Annotated in this window: 17 protein-coding genes; 6 read left to right on the top strand and 11 right to left on the bottom strand. The window is 37.6% G+C overall.

What is annotated here, in order from left to right:
• Window positions 1–53: 53 nt before the first annotated feature.
• Complete coding sequence (locus IW22_RS02895; RefSeq protein WP_034724027.1) at window positions 54–650, top strand: superoxide dismutase; 597 nt, start codon at window positions 54–56, stop codon at window positions 648–650.
• Window positions 651–993: 343 nt separating this feature from the next.
• Here IW22_RS02895 and IW22_RS02890 read toward each other — a convergent pair whose 3' ends face one another.
• Window positions 994–1,413 (bottom strand): DUF6146 family protein, encoded by a 420-nt coding sequence (locus IW22_RS02890; protein ID WP_034724024.1) that lies wholly within the window; start codon window positions 1,411–1,413, stop codon window positions 994–996.
• Window positions 1,414–1,468: 55 nt separating this feature from the next.
• On the bottom strand, window positions 1,469–2,656 hold the full coding sequence (locus IW22_RS02885) for an endonuclease (RefSeq protein WP_034724023.1): 1,188 nt from the start codon (window positions 2,654–2,656) through the stop codon (window positions 1,469–1,471).
• A gap of 246 nt (window positions 2,657–2,902) precedes the next feature.
• Between IW22_RS02885 and IW22_RS02880 the strand changes: the two genes are divergently transcribed.
• The 3 genes from IW22_RS02880 to IW22_RS02870 all read left to right on the top strand — a co-directional run bounded on the left by IW22_RS02880 (window position 2,903) and on the right by IW22_RS02870 (window position 7,773).
• A complete protein-coding gene (locus IW22_RS02880; protein WP_034724022.1) occupies window positions 2,903–5,779 on the top strand; it encodes a carboxypeptidase-like regulatory domain-containing protein in 2,877 nt (958 codons plus the stop codon).
• A 20-nt stretch (window positions 5,780–5,799) separates the two neighbouring features.
• Window positions 5,800–7,197 carry a DUF5689 domain-containing protein gene (locus IW22_RS02875; protein WP_034724020.1) on the top strand — a complete coding sequence of 466 codons (1,398 nt, stop codon included), beginning with the start codon at window positions 5,800–5,802 and terminating at the stop codon, window positions 7,195–7,197.
• 207 nt (window positions 7,198–7,404) lie between these two features.
• Window positions 7,405–7,773 (top strand): hypothetical protein, encoded by a 369-nt coding sequence (locus IW22_RS02870; protein WP_228383984.1) that lies wholly within the window; start codon window positions 7,405–7,407, stop codon window positions 7,771–7,773.
• 344 nt (window positions 7,774–8,117) lie between these two features.
• Here IW22_RS02870 and IW22_RS02860 read toward each other — a convergent pair whose 3' ends face one another.
• The 5 genes from IW22_RS02860 to IW22_RS02840 all read right to left on the bottom strand — a co-directional run bounded on the left by IW22_RS02860 (window position 8,118) and on the right by IW22_RS02840 (window position 11,745).
• On the bottom strand, window positions 8,118–8,588 hold the full coding sequence (locus tag IW22_RS02860) for a DUF6702 family protein (RefSeq protein ID WP_228383983.1): 471 nt from the start codon (window positions 8,586–8,588) through the stop codon (window positions 8,118–8,120).
• 58 nt (window positions 8,589–8,646) lie between these two features.
• Window positions 8,647–9,399, bottom strand: coding sequence for a TIGR00730 family Rossman fold protein (locus IW22_RS02855; protein WP_081873875.1), 753 nt, complete (start codon window positions 9,397–9,399; stop codon window positions 8,647–8,649).
• An 8-nt stretch (window positions 9,400–9,407) separates the two neighbouring features.
• On the bottom strand, window positions 9,408–10,121 hold the full coding sequence (locus tag IW22_RS02850; protein ID WP_034724015.1) for an NDP-sugar synthase: 714 nt from the start codon (window positions 10,119–10,121) through the stop codon (window positions 9,408–9,410).
• Between the two features lie 75 nt (window positions 10,122–10,196).
• Window positions 10,197–10,613 (bottom strand): RNase adapter RapZ, encoded by a 417-nt coding sequence (locus IW22_RS02845; protein WP_034724014.1) that lies wholly within the window; start codon window positions 10,611–10,613, stop codon window positions 10,197–10,199.
• Window positions 10,614–10,725: 112 nt separating this feature from the next.
• On the bottom strand, window positions 10,726–11,745 hold the full coding sequence (locus IW22_RS02840) for an aminoglycoside phosphotransferase family protein (RefSeq protein WP_034724013.1): 1,020 nt from the start codon (window positions 11,743–11,745) through the stop codon (window positions 10,726–10,728).
• Window positions 11,746–12,028: 283 nt separating this feature from the next.
• Here IW22_RS02840 and xrtF point away from each other — a divergent pair, with 283 nt between their 5' ends.
• Together xrtF and IW22_RS02830 are read left to right on the top strand one after the other, a co-directional pair.
• Complete coding sequence (xrtF, locus tag IW22_RS02835; protein ID WP_034724012.1) at window positions 12,029–12,559, top strand: exosortase family protein XrtF; 531 nt, start codon at window positions 12,029–12,031, stop codon at window positions 12,557–12,559.
• Window positions 12,546–12,992, top strand: coding sequence for an exosortase F system-associated membrane protein (locus tag IW22_RS02830; protein ID WP_034724011.1), 447 nt, complete (start codon window positions 12,546–12,548; stop codon window positions 12,990–12,992). The genes xrtF and IW22_RS02830 overlap by 14 nt, the downstream gene beginning before the upstream one ends.
• Before the next feature lie 188 nt (window positions 12,993–13,180).
• Here IW22_RS02830 and IW22_RS02825 read toward each other — a convergent pair whose 3' ends face one another.
• From IW22_RS02825 to IW22_RS02810, 4 genes are all read right to left on the bottom strand, one after another.
• Complete coding sequence (locus IW22_RS02825) at window positions 13,181–14,182, bottom strand: cation diffusion facilitator family transporter (protein ID WP_034724010.1); 1,002 nt, start codon at window positions 14,180–14,182, stop codon at window positions 13,181–13,183.
• Between the two features lie 53 nt (window positions 14,183–14,235).
• A complete protein-coding gene (locus IW22_RS02820) occupies window positions 14,236–15,228 on the bottom strand; it encodes an aspartate-semialdehyde dehydrogenase (protein WP_034724009.1) in 993 nt (330 codons plus the stop codon).
• Between the two features lie 75 nt (window positions 15,229–15,303).
• Window positions 15,304–15,741 carry a hypothetical protein gene (locus IW22_RS02815; RefSeq protein ID WP_034724008.1) on the bottom strand — a complete coding sequence of 146 codons (438 nt, stop codon included), beginning with the start codon at window positions 15,739–15,741 and terminating at the stop codon, window positions 15,304–15,306.
• Window positions 15,742–15,835: 94 nt separating this feature from the next.
• A complete protein-coding gene (locus tag IW22_RS02810; RefSeq protein WP_034724006.1) occupies window positions 15,836–18,448 on the bottom strand; it encodes a TonB-dependent receptor in 2,613 nt (870 codons plus the stop codon).
• Window positions 18,449–18,502: the final 54 nt, after the last annotated feature.

Genomic DNA, 18,502 nt, shown 5'->3' with positions numbered 1-18,502 from the left:
GATAATCGCTTAAATATTGGCTAAATTTGGATATAACATTAAAAATAAAAATTATGTCATTTGAATTACCTAAATTAGGATATGCATACGATGCATTGGAGCCTACTATTGATGCTAAAACTATGGAAATCCACCATACAAAACATCACCAGGCTTATATTGACAATTTAAATAAAGCCATCGAAGGAACTGAATTAGCAGGTAAAACGATCGAAGAGATCTGCCAGACAGGAACTGACAAGCCAGCAGTAAGAAACAATGGTGGAGGACACTTCAACCACTCTTTATTCTGGGAAATTTTAACGCCGGGCGGCAGCAATGAGCCTGTAGGAAATGTAAAAGCTGCTATCGAAGCTTACGGAGGTCTTGAAAAATTCAAAAATGATTTTTCTGACGCTGCTAAAACAAGATTCGGTTCAGGATGGGCTTGGTTAGTGAAAAATGCAGATGGATCTGTATCTGTTTCATCTACTCCGAACCAGGACAACCCGTTAATGCCTGTTGCAGACGTGAAAGGAACTCCGGTTCTAGGATTAGACGTTTGGGAGCACGCTTACTATTTAAACTACCAAAACAGAAGACCTGACTATGTAGCAGCGTTCTTCAGCGTAGTAAACTGGGATAAAGTAGAGGAATTATTCAACAAATAATTTTCAGCTATTATAAAAGTAAAAAGGTTCAGAATTTCTTCTGAACCTTTTTACTTTTATAATATTAATAATGAACTCACTTAAACTTTTATTATATCCTTTTAGAGTTGGAAAAACGCAAGGAACGCAAAGCTCGAATAAAAATGAGGATATTTTAAGGCGCAAGAAAATCTAAGATTTTCGGCAAGTTCATTGGCGTTTATTGAACGAACGGTCTGCAATTTTATCGTAGATAAAATCCTCGCGCCTTAAAGCATTTGAATTAGAAAAAAAACTTGCGTTCCTTGCGTTTTTCCAACTCTAAAGTTTGAATAAGTTGAATCTCAATTTCTTAATCTTTAAATTATCTCGCAGCATCACTTGGAGAAAGCCCGTTCATTTTCAATCCGTATTTCCAGCTTACATAGGCAAAGACCTGATAGAGCTTGTATTCAAATTTAATCCCGTATTTTTCTCTCGGATCGTAATCTATGCTGGATTCTATAATATTCCTGTATTTTCCTGAGCTGTAATAAGAATTCCATTCAGTAACAAGGAATGTATTTTTTGTTTTCAGATAAGATTCCGAATACTGGCTCATCGGTTTGGCTACCGCATTTAAAAAGTAATCGAACTGGGTGTCAATTACAGTAAGATCCCACTCGCCATCCTCATTTTTAGAAGGCTTCATTTCAGACTTCTCTTCACCTTTCTTAGGGCTGTCCTGAGAAAAACAGCTGAAAGGAATCAGTGCAAAGAGAAGTAGGGTGATTATATTTTTCATAATAAAGGCATTGTATAAAAAATAAGCACTCAAAATGAGTGCCTAAGTTAATTTTTTATGGTTCTTTCTGAAGAATAACAAATGCCGGGAAGTGGTCACTGTATCCTCCTGTAAACTGGTCTCCATTCCAGGATCTGAAAGGATAACCTTTATAATTTCCTTCTTTGTTCACTAAATATGGGGGAGCAAAAATTTCCGCTTTGTATACTGAATATTCTTTAGTTACCTGATCCGAAACCAAATTCTTGGACACTATGATCTGGTCAAAAAGGTTAGGTGCATCCTGATAAGCCAGTGAAGCAATACCTTTCTTATATAAAGGATACATTAAATTAAGGTAAGGTGTAGTTTCGTTTAAATCTTTAGGGCTTGCTGCCGCTTTTAGATAATTTTTTAAACTTGAGCTTACAGGATCATCATTGAAGTCACCCATTGCAAAAAGCTTTGTCGTAGGATCTGCTGTTCTGATGCTGTCCATTTGCTGCTTCAGTAAAGCTGCTGCTGCATTTCTTTTAGGTAATGAAACGGCCTCACCACCTCTTCTTGAAGGCCAGTGATTCATGAAGAAGGCCACTTTTTCATTGTCAAGGAAACCGGTTACTACCAAAATATCTCTGGTATATTCTCTTTTACCGTCATCACCGAACACTTTCAGCTCTTTCTTTAAAGAGTTGGTTACCGTAAATCTTCTTTTCTGATAGATTAACGCTACATCAATTCCTCTGTAGTCATAAGAATTGTAGTGTACGATTCCGTAATCATATTTGGCAAGAGCAGGCTGTTTTACAAGATCTTCGATCACCTGTCTGTTTTCTACTTCAATAAGTCCTACCACGGCAGGAGCTGTTTTGGTATACTGAGCACCCATTTCAGCAATTACTTTGGCTTCGTTGGCCAGTTTTGCTTTGTAGATTTTAGTATTGTAGTTTTTACCGCTGCTTGGCGTGAATTCTTCAGAACCGCTTTGGTATCTTACTGCTTTCTTTCCCTTTAAAGCGCTGTCACTCCAAGGTCCGTCATGCTTTTCAGCTTCTAAAAACTTGATGGAATCTAAGGGTATACTTCTATGGAAAGCCGGATTATGGATGTCTTTAGTCCCATCTATATAATCTGCAGAACGTATGGTATCCCAAAGGTTTTCAACATTCAAAAAGCCAACAGCAGCCACTTTTCTAAGCTTCCCCTGTTGTGCAAAAGCCATTACCGAAAATACGATGGCCATAAAACTCATAAATCTCTTCATCCTCTAGAGTATTAAAATTATTTAAACGACAAATTTACCTTTTTTTAATTCACCTCATTTTAAATATTTGTAAATTTAAAACAATATAAAATAATTCTCTTACATAATGAATCATAAAAGGTTGCAATGTTAAGAAAAAATAATGTTAAAAAAGTTGGAAATTCTAAATTTTGACTAAATTTGTGCCCCCAACTTTTAAACTGTTGAAAACTAAGAAGAAAAGTATTAAAAAAAATAAATATACTCATGATTAAAAAACTATCATTAGTCTCTTTATTTACTTTACTTCCTGCTTCATTCTATTTTGCGCAGACCACTGTGTTTGCGTATCTTAAGGATGCCGAAGGAAAGCCTATTGAAAGGGCAGAAGTAGATCTTAAAGGGAGCGAAAATGATGTAACGGCTGATAAAATTGGATATTTCCAGTTTGTAGACCTGCAGCCGGGCCATTATCAAATTATGATTACGAAACCAAACTTCGAAACCAAAATGATGGAGTTTGACGTAGCCGATGAGAAAAAAAAGGATCTGGGTATCATTACCCTGTATTCTAATCTTACAAGCGCAGATCAAGGTTTAGCTATTATAGACAATGATGATGATGACAGCAACAGCAGTGGACAGGCTTCCACAGTAGGTTTGCTACAATCATCAATGGATGTATTCAGTAGAATTGCTGCGTTTGATTTAGGGTTTTACTGGTTCCGCCCAAGAGGTATCGACGGAAGAACTGGTGAATCTATGCTGAACGGTGTTTCCATGGTAAAATCTGATAATGGTAATGTTGACTTCAGTAACTGGGGTGGGCTAAACGAGATCACGAGATATCCGGAAATCGCGTCCAACCACTCTCCATCTGAATATGCTTTTGGTGGAAACAGCTCTGTGGTTTACAAAAACACAAAAGCAAGTGAGTATAGAAAAGGATTCCAGTTTACGCAATCCTTAACTAACAGAAACTACAGAAACAGAACATCTTTACGATATACCTCAGGAATGAGCAAGAAAGGATGGGCGTTTACTGCAATGGGAGCCAGAAGATGGGCTGACGAAGGAATTCAGGAAGGAACTTTCTATGATGCTTACGGAGCTTACCTTGGGGTTGAAAAGAAATTCAGCGACAGCCACACGATTACCTTCAATGCGATCGGTGCGCCTTACAGAAGATCTACATCCAGCCCGAATACTCAGGAAGTGTATGACTACAGAGGGGTACATTACAACTCGTACTGGGGATGGCAGGATGGAGAAAAGAGAAGCGAAAGAGTTCGTAGAGGATTCCAGCCGCTTTTCCAGATTCAGGACTTCTGGAAGATTAATAAAAAATCAAGTCTTTGGACGACTGCATCTTACCAGTTTGGAAAAGATAAAGGTTCCCGTTTAGACTGGAATGGAGTTACCAATCCTTCTCCTACCTATTATAGAAACTTACCAAGTTACTATATCAACAGCATTATTTATAACGCTACCAATAATACACAGCCAGATCCTACACAGTACGGAACTCTGATTGATGCTTACAATACAAGTTTGTCAAGCTGGCAGAACGGAGATCCTAATGTTACTCAGCTTAACTGGGGACAGATCTACGCCAATAACCAAAAGGTGGATGCTGCAGACCAGGCTGAAATGGGCCGTTTGTACGGAATATCCGGAAAACGTTCTAAAGTATATCTGGTAGATGACGTAAGTGATGATAAGATTTTCAATGCTGGTACACACTACACGTACAACTTTAACGACCGTACGAAGTTTATCATGAACGTATCTTATCAGAACTACAAATCTGAGCTTTACCGTGAAATGAAAGATCTTTTAGGGGGTGATTACGCTATTGGTGTAGATCCGTTTAAAGAATCTGCAAAACCTGGTTCTTCAGGATTGTATAATACTCTAGATTCCAACGTTCAGCTGAAAGAAGGAGACCGTATGACTTACAATTATATCCTGAGAAGACAGGAGGCAAAAGTAAATCCGGGACTTAAATTCTCTACAGGTAATTTTGATGTATTTGTTTCTGCTATGGCAGGATATTCTACTTCAAACAGAGAAGGCCTTTTCAAGCATTATTTATATGACAACTCTTACGGGAAAAGCAAAGATTATAATTTCTGGAACTTTGGTCTGAAAGGACAGATCGTTTACCGTATCAACGGACGTAACTTCTTAGTGTATAACGGAGCCATGTACAATCAGGCACCATTCCTGGAAGACTTGTTCATCAATCCAAGAATTAATGCACTTGTTAACCCTAATATCAGAAGTACAGTATATACAGCGAATGATTTAAGCTATGTGATCAATACACCTTTCCTTAAATTAAGAGCATCAGGATTTATTGTAGATACTCAGAATGAAACCAATGTACAGAGATTCTTTGCAGACGGAATTCAGCTGAGCAGCACAAATCCGGACGGATCTGTTTCTCAGGTACAAAGTGCATTCGTTACTCAGGTAATGTCCAACGTAGAGAAAAGAAATATGGGGGTTGAATTAGGGGTTGACCTTAAAGTTCTTCCTACTTTATCTTTACAGGGTCTTGCAAGTTTAGGTGAGTATACATACAGAAGCAATCCGGAAGTTTATCTGGTTTCTGATGCTTCAGGAAGTAGTGTAACTTCTTTCGGAAAGGCCTATTTAAAAGATTATAAGCAAGGGGGAACTCCTCAGCGTGCTTTCTCTTTAGGTTTCCGTTACAACAACCCGAAATACTGGTGGGTAGGTGCCAACTGGAACTATTTTGATAACAATTATCTGGATCCGGCTCCGGCTTTAAGAACGAATAACTTTATTCAGAACCCTTATTCAAGTACACCTTACATTGGTCTTACCGATGGAGATGTACGTGATATGCTGAAGCCTGTACAACTTCCTTCTGCATTTTTCTTAAATGCCAATGCAGGGAAATCATTCATGATTGGAAAGTATTACATATTATTGACTGCTTCTGTGAATAACATCTTAAACAACAAGAGATTCATCACAGGAGGTTTTGAGCAAACGAGAGAAACAAAAGCGAAAGATTTTGCTTCGGATTATTACAGTCCTACACCTTCTTTCGGACCGAAATACTGGTATACTCAGGGACGTTCGTACTTTGTTAACTTACAATTCAGATTCTAATAAAAAATAAAAAAATAACAATGAATAATTTCACTAACTTTTTCAAAACGACGTTCGTAGCAGTAGGTGTACTGTCTGCAGTGTCTTCTTGTGTAAAGAATGATGATTGGGAAACTCCCCCGATCGCCTGTTCCAATAAGTTCGAAGCGCCAAACATTTCAATGGCAGATTTTTCGGCTCAGGCTCCTGCTACAGGATATAAATTAATTACTACAGATCAGATTTTCGACGGTTATATCGTTTCTTCTGATGCTCAGGGAAATTTCTACAAAACCATCTCTTTCCAGGATAAAACGGTTAACCCTACAGTAGGTCTTCAGATCGAGGTGGATAAAGCAAGTAACTTTGCAGATTTCCCGGTAGGTGCACACATCAGAATTAATGCTAAAGGATTGCGTTTAGGTCTGGACAGAGGGACTATTAAATTAGGTTCTGAAGATCCGAATTTCGCGATCGGTAGAATTCCTCAGGCTCTTGTAGGAAGATATGTTTCCGGAGTATGCTCAGGAAACGGTTTGGATATCCAGACGCTTGTCCCTACAAAGCTTAATTCATTAAATGATGCAAAACAGGCTAACCTGATCAACACGTTAGTTACTGTATCTGACGTACAGTTCGGTATCGGTGAAATCTTCCCGGTTCAGAAAAAATATCTTGATTATGATGCCGGAAACCAAGGTTTGGATACAGACAGAAATATTGAAGATAAATTAGGAGGTGCAGCAGTAATCAGAAACTCAGGATTCTTCAAGAGTGGAGGAGAGCTTATACCAAAAGGAAACGGTACCGTTACCTTCGTAGTAAGCAGATACAATTCTACATGGCAGATGCTTATCAGAAGCTTATCTGATATCAACTTCACCGGAACTAGAGTAGATGCAACGCCACCTAAAGGTGGTACTGAGATTGCGTATTCAGGTTCATTCCTTGAAAACTTTGAAAGTTATTCACTGACACCTGCTAACCTTGAAGTATATCCTAAATATGTAAATGATGCGGTATTAGGAAACAGATACTGGCAGTTAAAAACTTTCAGCAGCAATAAATATATTCAGTTGGGAGCTAATTCAGGTTCTGGAAACTATTTAACTTATTTCGCCGTACCTGTTGACTTTACAGCAGCCAATACCGTGAAATTTGACGTTAACGTTGGATTCTGGAATGGGAATGCTTTAAAAGTATACTACACGACCAACTATACTCCGCTTGGAGATATTACAACGGCCACTAAAACAGATATTACATCTGCGTTTACAATTCCACAGGCTCCGGCTGTTAATTATGGTACATTAGCTCCTGCGGGAACTTATACACTGCCTGCCGGATTAACAGGGAATGGATTTATTTTATTTGAATACACGGGAGCATCTACAGGTGTGACTACTACGATTCAGTTAGATAATATTCAGGTTCAATAATCAAAATCTGATATTTTAAATACTGGCCGTCTTTTAGGAGACGGCCTTTTTTGTTTAGTTATGATTTTTATAATGATCAGTAAATTTGAAATTATTTAAATCCTGATATTTTTTATTTATCCTTGTGAAGGTTTTGAACCTTGAGGATAAGTTTTGTCTTTTTTAGAATGAGTATATTGGAATATATAAAAGTTAAACTCATCCTGTATGAACGAAATAACCAAAACCTTGACCTGTTTGTTCGTGTTTATCATGCTTTTCTCCTGTGAAAAAAACGAGTGTTTAAAATACAGTCAGATACTTTCCAAAGAAGAATGTAACATTATTGTAGATCTGGAACCAGCTAATTCGGTCTGGTTTGAGATTAAAGGACATGATCCTATAACGCAGGAACCTAAAGTTTGCAAAACACACAACAGATGGTGGAATTTATATGCCGATGAAATAGAACTTGGAGATACGGTGGTAAAAAAGAGAGGGGAACTAACATTTAATATTCATAATAAAGATACCGTGATAATGCATGAATGGGAGAAATGTAATGACATAGATGCTGCTCTCAAGAAAGGATCTTAATCGCTATTATTTTGGATCAATTTCAAAACTTTGGGAGCAAGCTTTTTAAACATTAAGACATTAAGATCTTAAAAGATGGGGTGCTTAAAGAACTTAAAAAAAATCAATGTATTGATTTCTTCATTCATAAAAATAAGTATACTGCTTAAATCCTTAATGTTTAAATTAAGAAATAAACTAAAGTTTATTGAGGTTAAAGAAATTAAGGTCAATTTTAAACAGATTGTATTTATTCTACTCCCCAAGCTTTATGATTAATCCATTATTTTGATAAAACAAAACAGGAAAAGACACAAAAAAACCACCGCATCTGCAGTGGTTTATTTATTTTTAAATTATTCCGATTAGAAAGAAACCTCATTCACTTCTTTTCCTCTTTGGAAGTTCATTACTTTCTGGCTTCCTTTGTAAGAAACACTCACAATATTGAACTGCTTAGGAAAAGAACTTAAAAGAATGGTGTTTTTAATCTTCATGGTACTGATGTCCGGAACACCGCCGGTTTCAAAATATACCCATACCGTTTCTCCGCTTACCTGACTTCCGGTGAAGGTTATAGTTTTCGGAGAGCCATTGACGTACACATCAAAATTATTGTTCACATATTTTTTAACTTCTGCTTCAAATCCGGCTGTATTGGGATTGATTTTAATAGCGTCAGAAATATGGTTGGTATTCATCTTTGTGGTAAACTTCAATGTTTTGCTTCCATCTATATAATCAACTTTGGTCATTGAAGAGAAAAAGTCTACATACATAAAACTCATTAACACAAAAAATGTTAAAATTCCTGATATATATAAAAGTTTTTTCATCTTAATTAATAGATTTACAATCATACTTGCTAATTATAGGTCACAAATAATATGCCAATTAAAAATTTACATTCACAGAATACTTATCGTAAAATGCTTTAATGTGAGCCACCGCTTCATCAGCCGTGTCTACCACTCTGTATAAGTCCAGATCATCTTCTGCGATCATCCCTTCTTTTAACAGTGTTGCCTTGAACCATTCCAACAGTCCGCCCCAGAATTCACTTCCTACAAGAACGATTGGAAATTTACCGATTTTATTGGTCTGGATCAGTGTCATAGCTTCCGTCAGTTCATCCAGTGTCCCGAAACCTCCCGGCATGACCACGAATCCCTGAGAATATTTTACAAACATTACTTTTCTTACAAAAAAGTAATCGAAGTTCATAGAATAAGATTTGTTAATATACGGATTAAAATGCTGTTCAAACGGCAGATCAATATTAAGTCCGATAGATCTTCCCTGTGCATTAAAAGCGCCTTTATTTCCTGCTTCCATGATCCCCGGGCCGCCTCCGGTAATGATTCCGAAGCCCAGTTTGGTGATCTTTTCAGCAATTTCCACCGCCATCGCGTAATATTTACTTTCAGGCTTCAGTCTTGCAGATCCGAAAATAGAAACACAAGGTCCGATTTTGGCCAGTTTTTCGTAGCCATCCACGAATTCAGCCATCACTTTGAAAACCATCCAGCTGTCTTTGGTGATGGTTTCGTCCCAGGTTTTCTGTCTGAGACTGTTGTGAAGCTTTGTTTCATTAATATCTAAGGCCGGATTTACTAAACTTTCATCCCTGTTTCCATCCATTTCCATTACAAAAATTATTTAAAATGTTTTTCGGCTTCTATTACAGATTCGGGTCTTCCCACATCTATCAGAATGCTGTCGTGCACAAATCCGTGGATATGCTCGGTCTGCATCAGATCCAGATATTCCTCCATAACAGAAAACTTGCCGGTTCTCTTTATTTTTTCAAAGATAGCGGGGTTGATACAGTGAACGCCACTGAAGGCAAGAGCTTTAAAGCCTTTGTTGAATTCCGCCAGCCTCTGTTCTCCCGACTGTACATTCAGCCAGCCTCTCAAAACCATATCGTCGTTGAAAAGTAATTTTCGCGAACTATCTCTGTCTGAAACCGCTAAAGTAGCAAAATCTTTTATCTTTTTGTGGTACTCCACCAGAGCATTGATATTGATATTCGTTAAAATATCAGCGTTCATGATCAGAAAATCTTCCCCGTGATCGAGGAACTTTCTAGCAAAAATCAAGCCGCCGCCGGTTTCCAGCAGTTCATTGGTCTCATCTGAGATTTCAATGTTGCATCCGAAATTACTGTTTTTATTTAAAAATTCAACAATCTGATTTCCAAAATGATGGATATTGATCACAAAATCTTTTATTCCGAAGCCTTTAAGATAATTGATATTTCTTTCCAAAAGCGGTATGCCGTTTACCTTGGCCAGTGCTTTCGGATGATGATCCGTAAAGGGTTTGAGCCTTGTGCCTTTTCCGGCAGCGAAAATTAAAGCTTTCATATAGTATAAGTAATGAGTGATAAGTAATGAGTAATTTCAGGGTTGATGAACAAGTAAAATAGTACTTATTGCTCATTACCCATCACTCACGTTCAACTGATGCTGTTCGTCATGGTGAAGGCTTATTTCTGTTCCTTCAGGATATTTTTCCCTGATGAATTCAGCAATTTTGATGGCAGAATATACAGACCTGTGCTGTCCGCCAGTGCATCCGAAACTGATCTGAAGGTCTTCAAAACCTCTTTCCAGATAATTATCGATATTGATGGACACGATAGATTTTACCAGCTCCAGAAATTTAGGCATCTCTGTTTTGGTTTCAAGATATTCCTGAACCCCGATGTCATTTCCTGTCTGGATTTTATATTCTTCAATTCTTCCAGGGTTTAAAATTCCTCTGCAGTCGAAAGTAAAACCTCCGCCGTTTCCTGAATGATCCTTGGGAATTCCTCCTTTTTTGTACGAAAAACTGTGTATGTCGATGTGTAGCATTCTTGTTTATTTTATTTGAACCATTTAAGGTTTTTATTTTTTTAATAGTAAGCCTTCGACTCCGCTCAGGCTGACATTGTTAATATGATTCGGCTATAAAACCAAAAGAATCTTAATGGTTCAAAATCGCATTAATTTTTAATTTTGATTCTTCTGTAGCCAGCTGTTCAATTACTTTTTTAAGTTCCGGATAATTGTTCATCTGTTCCCACGATGATGCAAACTGCGTGATATTTTGAATCCCTTTTTCCAGACTTGATATGAAATGTTGTTTTCTTTGGATCAGTCCTCTGAAGCCGTAAGCTCCAAGCACCTGCAGGAATCTCATCATCTGGATTGGTTTTACCGAGTTTTTTAGTTGATTTTTAACTTCTTCATTATCAAATTGCCCGATGTAATAATCAAGCATTTCGTTTTTGAAATCCTGCGGGAAATCAGCCTTTGCCTGGAAAAGAAAAGAGATCACATCATACATCAATGGACCTTTCATAGCAGACTGATAATCGATGAACGAAACTTTACTTTCTTCATTTACCATGATGTTTCTGGCCTGAAAATCGCGGATCATAATTCCTGTAGGTTCGAGGCTTTCAATAAGTGCAGCGATCTGTTTAAATTCTTTCAGTAAAGCAGACTTACGGTATTCCAGTTCCAGAACATCCGCCACAAAGTTTTTAAAATAGTACAGATCATGGATCACGGGAAGTTCGTCATAACTTTCATATTCAAAAGTTTTTGAGAAATCAATTTTCCCCTGCGTCCGGATCTGAAGTTCAAAAAGTTTTTCCAGGGTCTGTTTTACCAATGCCTGCACATGTGGAGAAAGTCCTTCTTTGGTAATAATCTCGGAAAGAGTCTGTCCTCCCAGGAATTCCTGTACATACATTTTCCTGTCATCAGAGACTGCAAAAATACCGGGTGTATTGAGGTTGAGTTCAGAGAAAATTTCAGAATAATAAAGGAAACTTTCGTTTTCCGGGATATTTTCATTGCTGGTGATGATGTATTTTCTGCTGCCGGATTTGGCCAGGAAATTCACCCTCGCAGAACCGCTTTGAGCTAGTGTAACGAACTCAGAAGATGGTTCACCGAGATAGTTTTCAAAAAATCGTTTTGCGTTTTCGGAAGTCATAATATGGAAACAAATATACTAATTTAATGGGAGTTTGAGAGTTTTGGAGTAGGAGAGTATGAGGGTGTTGGCGTTTGAGAGGTTTGAAAAGTTATCAGTTATAAATTATGAGTTATTTCGAGTGGGTTCCGGAGTTGGAGGACTTTCACATTTCACTTGCGCAGCAAAATTCACAATTCACATCCCTCAATAACAACCTAAAAATCTGAAATCTCACGTCTGAAATCTGCAATCTGATGTCTTAATTTAGCTTACATTTCAGTCGAATTTTTATCTTTGTACTATGCTAAAGGATTTTAAACCAGTTTTAAACATTTTGCTGAGGTTCATCGTCATTTATCTGGTGTTGCTGTTTGCTTACCAGTTTTATCTGAATGCTGGTAAAGCAGGCGGACTGGATCCTTTTTCGAGAATAATCGCGGATCAGGTGGCCTCTATTCAGAAAGCTTCAGGATTTCCTACCTTACTTTATAATGATGTGAAAAATGAGCAGGTTTGGTTTTATGTAAAGAAAAATTACGTAACCCGAATGGTGGAAGGGTGTAATGCCATTTCAGTAATGATCCTGTTTGTCGCATTCGTATTTGCGTTTTATAAAGGTGCCAAAACTGTTGTTTTTGCTCTTGCCGGACTTGTCCTGCTGTATATCATGAATCTTCTCCGGATTGTTGGACTGAACGTGGTAATGTCAGACTATAAAACATATGGAAAGATGTTTCACGACTTTATTTTTCCGGCGGTTATCTATGGAACGGTGGTGGTTCTTTGGCTGGTATGGATTAAATTCTTTGCATTAAAAAATGAAAATTCTTAACTGGCTTCTCGTCATAGCAGGAATCTGCGGTCTTATCAGCGTACGTGTGCTGGAGGACAAAATGTTCTATGATCCTTTCCTGGAATATTTTCATGAGGCGAATAAACATATTGCATTTCCGCAGTTTGAGTGGGGCAAATTAATACTTGGTCATGTTTTCAGGTTTATTCTTAATCTTGCTTTGTCCTGCCTGATCATTCAGTGTCTTTTTAAAAATAAACAGTGGACGGTGCAGGGCGCATTGCTCATCACCATTATATTTGTTATTACTTTCCCGATTTATCTTTACTGTATCTATGACCGGTTTGATGTGGGTTATCTTTTCTCCTTTTACATGAGAAGGTTTGTCATTCAGCCACTGGCGCTGCTTTTGATTGTTCCTCTGTTTTATTACAGGAAACAGTTAGAAAAGAACAGACAAATAAACGGGTAGACTCATTACCTTACAGGTTGCCTCACAATTTTGGAATATTGGGAAAGGTCAATGGTGAATTTTGCTTCGCAAGTCAATGGTGAATGATAGAAGTAGAAGTAAGAATCAAGATAATCAGAAGATGCTTCATTAGCTTAATTAATGTCAAACAGTAACTAACTAACCAGCAACTGACAACACTCTGAGCCCTAGTCTGCTGTATGTTTGTCTACACTCGTTACATTTTCCGGAGTCCATTGTACTCTTTTCACAAAGTTTTTTTCGCGGACAGGGCAGTCTTTGATCTGACAGACAGAACATGAAACGGTTTTACAATCATCCATATGAAAGTTAAATTCTACGCTTCTTTTGGTATTTTTAGCTAAAAGAATAATCATTTTTTCCATTTCATTGTGCGCTTCCCGAAGGCTGTAATACCAGGGCAGAGTAATATGGGCATCAATATGGAGATTGGCGCCGAATTGCTGGATTTTCATATTGTGAACGTCTATCCATTCTATTCTTCTGTTGTCTTCCAGTACCTTGATAATCTGGTTCAGAAGATCAGGATCCTGCTCATCCATAATTCCGCTTAGCGACTTTCTGACGATCTTATATCCGACATAGATGATGTAGAAACCAAAAACAAGGGCTACCACAGAATCCAACCAATAAATTTTGGTAAAATAAACAATAACCAAGCTGATGACCACACCTAATGTTGTGATGGTATCAGACTGAAGGTGCTTTCCGGAGGAAACCAAAACCAGCGAGTTTTCAGCTTTGCCTTTTTTAATGGAAATATACCCTAAAAGATAATTAACGATCGCGGTTGCAGCGATGATCCATATTCCCAGATCCAGTTTGGCTAAAGTTTTTCCTACAACTAAGCTGTTGATGCCTTCATAGATGATCATGATCCCCGCAATGGCGATTAAAGCGCCTTCAATGCCGGATGTTACGAATTCTACTTTTCCGTGGCCGTACGGATGGTCTTCGTCCTTTGGTTTGGCGGCCAAATGAAGAGAGTAGAGCCCCATAAATGCACTGATGACATTTACGACACTTTCCATGGCATCTGAAAATACAGCATCGGAATTGGTGAGCTTCCATGCAATGATTTTTCCAATGAATAAGATGACTCCGAAAACAGCAATGATTTTCTGGAATCCAATTTTGTCTTTGTGGGTAATGGTCTTTTTATTTTCCATAGTTTGATAAAAAAAAGAATCTCAATTCTGAGACTCTTTTTTATTTTGTTAGTTTAAACTAAGTTGTTAGCTGCTAAGTATTCTGCAATCTGTACAGCGTTCGTTGCTGCTCCTTTTCGCAGATTGTCTGCTACGATCCAGAGATTCAGCGTTTTGGGCTGGGAGAGATCCCGTCTTATCCTGCCGACGAATACATCGTCTTTACCTTCGGAGTAGAGCGGCATTGGATATTCGTTGTTTTTCACGTTATCCATTACGACTACACCTGGTGTTTCAGATAAGATCTTTCTTACTTCGTCAAGGTCAAATTCGTTTTCAAATTCAATATTTACACTTTCTGAGTGACCTCCCTGAACAGGAACTCTCACTGCAGTTGCGGTAAGGTTGAATGTATCGTCACCTAAAATTTTCTTAGGTTCTTTCATGAGTTTGATCTCTTCTTTAGTATAATCATCATCACTGAATACATCACAGTGAGGAAGTGCATTTTTAAAGATCTGATAAGGATAAACTTTGGCAACGCTGTCGTCTCCGTTTATTTCGGCATTAAGCTGATCTACGGCATTTTTCCCTGTTCCTGTTACGGACTGATACGTAGAAACAACGACTCTTTTCAGATCATATTTTTTATTCAATGGACCTAATACCATCACCAACTGAATGGTAGAACAGTTTGGATTCGCGATGATCTTATCTTCTTTGGTCAATACACTGGCATTGATTTCCGGAACCACCAGTTTTTTGGTAGGATCCATTCTCCAGGCAGAAGAATTGTCAATGACTGTAGTACCAGCTGCTGCAAACAGAGGGGCAAATTCAAGAGAAGTGTCTCCTCCGGCAGAGAAAATAGCAATATCAGGTTTGGCAGCTATAGCGTCTTTCATGCTTACAATCGTAAATTCCTCCTGTTTATACTTCACCTTCTTACCTACAGATCTTTCGGATGCTACCGGAATTAATTCTGTTACAGGGAAGTTTCTCTCCTCCAAAACTTTCAGCATAACTTGTCCAACCATTCCTGTTGAACCGACTACAGCTACTTTCATTGATTTAATTAAAAATTTAAGGTTAAACTATTACCAAGTAATCAACTCATTGTATATCACTTAGTATTTTATTTTTTAAGCCCCAAAGACTCTTGTCCAAGGGAACGCGAATGCAAATAAACCTACCGCAATAAGACCCATGATTACAATTCCTAAAGAAATAGTGTCATTAGATTTTACTTTCTTATTGATGATCGTCATCAATACCGCTGCGATCAGCATAGAAAATGGATGTTCTACAAATGTCTGTCTGCTGTAAGCATCTTTCATTAATGTTCCGGCTGCTATGGCAGCTTTAAAGCCCGGAGAGGTGAACAGTAAACATACGCCCAGTAAAAACTGAACGTGGAAGAAAATCATCGTGAAGAGCGTGATCTTCTTTAAAAATTTGTTCACTTTACCACTGAAGCCAAACATAGTAGCTAAAAGGGCAATAATAAATAATGAGGCCAAAAGAAGTTCAAGATACCCGAATCCTTTGTGTGCATTAAGCAAAATCTTGTAAAAATCCATATTCAATTTTTTCTATTTTTCTAGGTACAAATATAACAAAAATCCCGGCTAAAAGCCGGGATAGATATTTATAAAATCTAATATAATGATCTTATTAGAAGTTGAATGACAATGTAGCTGCCCATGTTCTTCCGAATCCGAAGAATACTCTGTTAGTTGTATCAATTCCTTTATAGAAGTTATTTGGATTATTGATATAAGCGCTATACTGCTGTTGAGCTGTTGCTCCACTTGGTATATCTTTAAAATCTCCTACTCCTTTAACGAAATTATTTGTTGCACCATCTTGGATGTAAGTAGTATCAAATAAGTTGTAAACGTTAGCTCCAACAGTGAAATACTGGTTAGCGTCTCTCAATCTGATTTTATATGAAATACCTAAATCTGTAAGATTGTAATCAGGCAGTTTTAACACTCCTCTGTCTTGGTTAGCAATATTTGAGAAAGTAGCAATATCAATAGAAGAATAAAGTTTACCTACAAATCTCCATCCTGCATAGATGCTTAAGTCTTTTACTGGCTTAACAGTAGCTCCTAATGATGCAGTCATTTGAGGAATACTGTTACTGCTTGTTCCTCCTACTTTTACTTTATCAATATAAAGCGTAGTTGTGTTTGAAGTTCCAGCTACAGTTAGAGGATTGTTGTTTCCGTCAAATGTCGTACCTGTTGCGTTTCCTTTATAATAATAGTCTCCCCAAGAGAACATACCATTAATTTCTAAGAACTTATTCAGTTTGTAAGTTGCATCAAATTCAACTCCCTGGTGAATTTCAGTGATACCATTCATTTCTGCGTAAGCATCTGTTACATCAGGAACCTGGATTGTTCTTCTTAATGCTCTGTCTTTCCATTGAGTTCTGTAAACGTTAACGTTTGCACTGAAGTTTGCAGATCTGAATCCATAACCAAGTTCAGCAGAGAAAATTTTCTCATTAGTTAACTGAGGGTTAACAACTTGCTGGTTACTTGGATATACGGTATTCATAAATGGCTGCTTACTGTAATAACCAACATTTGCAAAAACATTATGGTTTTCGTTGATGTTATAGTTAGCACCCCCTTTGATGTTGTATCCAAAAATGTTTTTGAAACCTGTTTTTCTGTTTACAGTTTGGTTTCTTTGTACGGTAACACCATCTTGAATGAACTCATCGATTCTTTGGTATCCCTGATTAGAAACCGATCCCTGTAAGAATGCAGATAGTTTATCTTTTGTATATTCTACCTGACCAAATCCACTGTACCAGATTACTTCTCCATCATTACTGAATCCAACTCTTTCGTTCAAAGGAACCTGGCTTCCTCCGAAAGGATTCCATGATAGTTTTTTGTAATCAGAAGTTTGAGAAACAACGTTTGGAGCAATATTCTTGTTATTAGAATCTTTATATCCCTGTGCACCATATAGATCTGAAACAACCTGATAATGATATCCGTAATAGTATCTGTCGTCAGTACCTACAGAGAAGTTCCAGTTATCATTAATCTTATGTTGGAAATTAGCTAGTACACCGTACCAGTTATGAGAATTGATACTTGCTCTACGTACTAATGTTGCTCCTGCACCTGCTGTGCTCGCATTTACTGCAGCATTTTCAGCAAAAACTTTGTCAAAATTGTAAAGCCCCTGTGCATCTCTAAAGTATGGTTGGTTATTAACTAGAGCTGTAAGACCTCTACCGTTAACTCTTCCAAGATCAGAAGTTCCACCACCTCTACCGTTAGACATGTAGGCTACTGTGCTCAACTTGGATTTATCATTGATATTCCAGTCCCAGTTAAACATGATAACTGGTTTGTTATAATAGTTTGATCTGTTAGAAAGAGCGACTCTTCTTCCTTCAGCATTGGTGTAATATCCCCAGTCTGAATTATAAGTTCTGTCAGGAGTTCCGTCATTATCAGGATTATATCTTACATAATCACTGATAGTAGGAGCATAAGATCTTTGATCATGCCATTGTGGAGCTCCAGTGATTGTGAATTGGAAATTGTGTTTTTTGTTTGGCTCCCAACCTAATGCAAAATAGTAAGCGTAAGATTCGTAGTCTGTATTTTGAATATAGGTAGATCCGCTTTGTCTGCTCATTAAGAATGAAGTAGACCATCCTTTGTCGGATTTTCCTGTATTGTAAGCGAATGATGTTTTTAAAAAGTCATTGTTACCAACTCCTAATCTTACAATACCGCCTTTTTTCATATCTGCTGACTTCGTGATGAAGTTCATTGTACCTCCAACAGAAGCGATAGCAAGTTTAGAAGAACCAAGACCTCTTTGTACCTGCATAAAACTTGTTACGTCAGATAGCCCAGTCCAGTTTGAGAAATAAACAGTACCACCTTCCATGTCATTAACAGGCATACCGTTTACCATTACTGCGATGTTTCTTGATTCAAAACCACGCATAACAATCTGAGAGTCTCCAAAACCACCGCCGCCTTTTGTTGCGTATACAGATGGTGTTGTGTTTAAAAGTTCAACAAGTTCCTGGTTTCCTTGTCTTTCAAGAATTTGTGCTGCTTTTACTGTAGAAACTGCTACTGGTGTTTTTCTATCTTTAGCGATATCCGTAACACCTCTTAGAATTACCTCGTCAATATCTTTCGACTTCGTTACAGTGTCTTGAACTTGCTGAGCGTAATAAACACTAGCTGTAGATAAAGTGATAGCTACAGTCAGTATCGATTTGTTGATTAATTTCATAATCGTTAGTAATAGTTAGATTTAATTTTCTGCAAAATTCGCGAAATAAAATTT

The sequence above is a fragment of the Chryseobacterium sp. JM1 genome (assembly GCF_000737715.1).
In the GTDB taxonomy this organism is placed as follows: domain Bacteria; phylum Bacteroidota; class Bacteroidia; order Flavobacteriales; family Weeksellaceae; genus Chryseobacterium.
This window is presented reverse-complemented; position numbering and strand designations above follow the sequence as displayed.

Coding starts and splice junctions, on each gene's coding strand:
- IW22_RS02875 (WP_034724020.1), top strand. CDS start 5,800: ATGAATAATTTCACTAACTTTTTCAAAACGACGTTCGTAGCAGTAGGT.
- IW22_RS02840 (WP_034724013.1), bottom strand. CDS start 11,745: ATGACTTCCGAAAACGCAAAACGATTTTTTGAAAACTATCTCGGTGAA.
- IW22_RS02895 (WP_034724027.1), top strand. CDS start 54: ATGTCATTTGAATTACCTAAATTAGGATATGCATACGATGCATTGGAG.
- IW22_RS02880 (WP_034724022.1), top strand. CDS start 2,903: ATGATTAAAAAACTATCATTAGTCTCTTTATTTACTTTACTTCCTGCT.
- IW22_RS02845 (WP_034724014.1), bottom strand. CDS start 10,613: ATGCTACACATCGACATACACAGTTTTTCGTACAAAAAAGGAGGAATT.
- IW22_RS02855 (WP_081873875.1), bottom strand. CDS start 9,399: ATGGAAATGGATGGAAACAGGGATGAAAGTTTAGTAAATCCGGCCTTA.
- IW22_RS02825 (WP_034724010.1), bottom strand. CDS start 14,182: ATGGAAAATAAAAAGACCATTACCCACAAAGACAAAATTGGATTCCAG.
- IW22_RS02850 (WP_034724015.1), bottom strand. CDS start 10,121: ATGAAAGCTTTAATTTTCGCTGCCGGAAAAGGCACAAGGCTCAAACCC.
- xrtF (WP_034724012.1), top strand. CDS start 12,029: ATGCTAAAGGATTTTAAACCAGTTTTAAACATTTTGCTGAGGTTCATC.
- IW22_RS02885 (WP_034724023.1), bottom strand. CDS start 2,656: ATGAAGAGATTTATGAGTTTTATGGCCATCGTATTTTCGGTAATGGCT.
- IW22_RS02830 (WP_034724011.1), top strand. CDS start 12,546: ATGAAAATTCTTAACTGGCTTCTCGTCATAGCAGGAATCTGCGGTCTT.
- IW22_RS02810 (WP_034724006.1), bottom strand. CDS start 18,448: ATGAAATTAATCAACAAATCGATACTGACTGTAGCTATCACTTTATCT.
- IW22_RS02860 (WP_228383983.1), bottom strand. CDS start 8,588: ATGAAAAAACTTTTATATATATCAGGAATTTTAACATTTTTTGTGTTA.
- IW22_RS02890 (WP_034724024.1), bottom strand. CDS start 1,413: ATGAAAAATATAATCACCCTACTTCTCTTTGCACTGATTCCTTTCAGC.
- IW22_RS02820 (WP_034724009.1), bottom strand. CDS start 15,228: ATGAAAGTAGCTGTAGTCGGTTCAACAGGAATGGTTGGACAAGTTATG.
- IW22_RS02870 (WP_228383984.1), top strand. CDS start 7,405: ATGAACGAAATAACCAAAACCTTGACCTGTTTGTTCGTGTTTATCATG.
- IW22_RS02815 (WP_034724008.1), bottom strand. CDS start 15,741: ATGGATTTTTACAAGATTTTGCTTAATGCACACAAAGGATTCGGGTAT.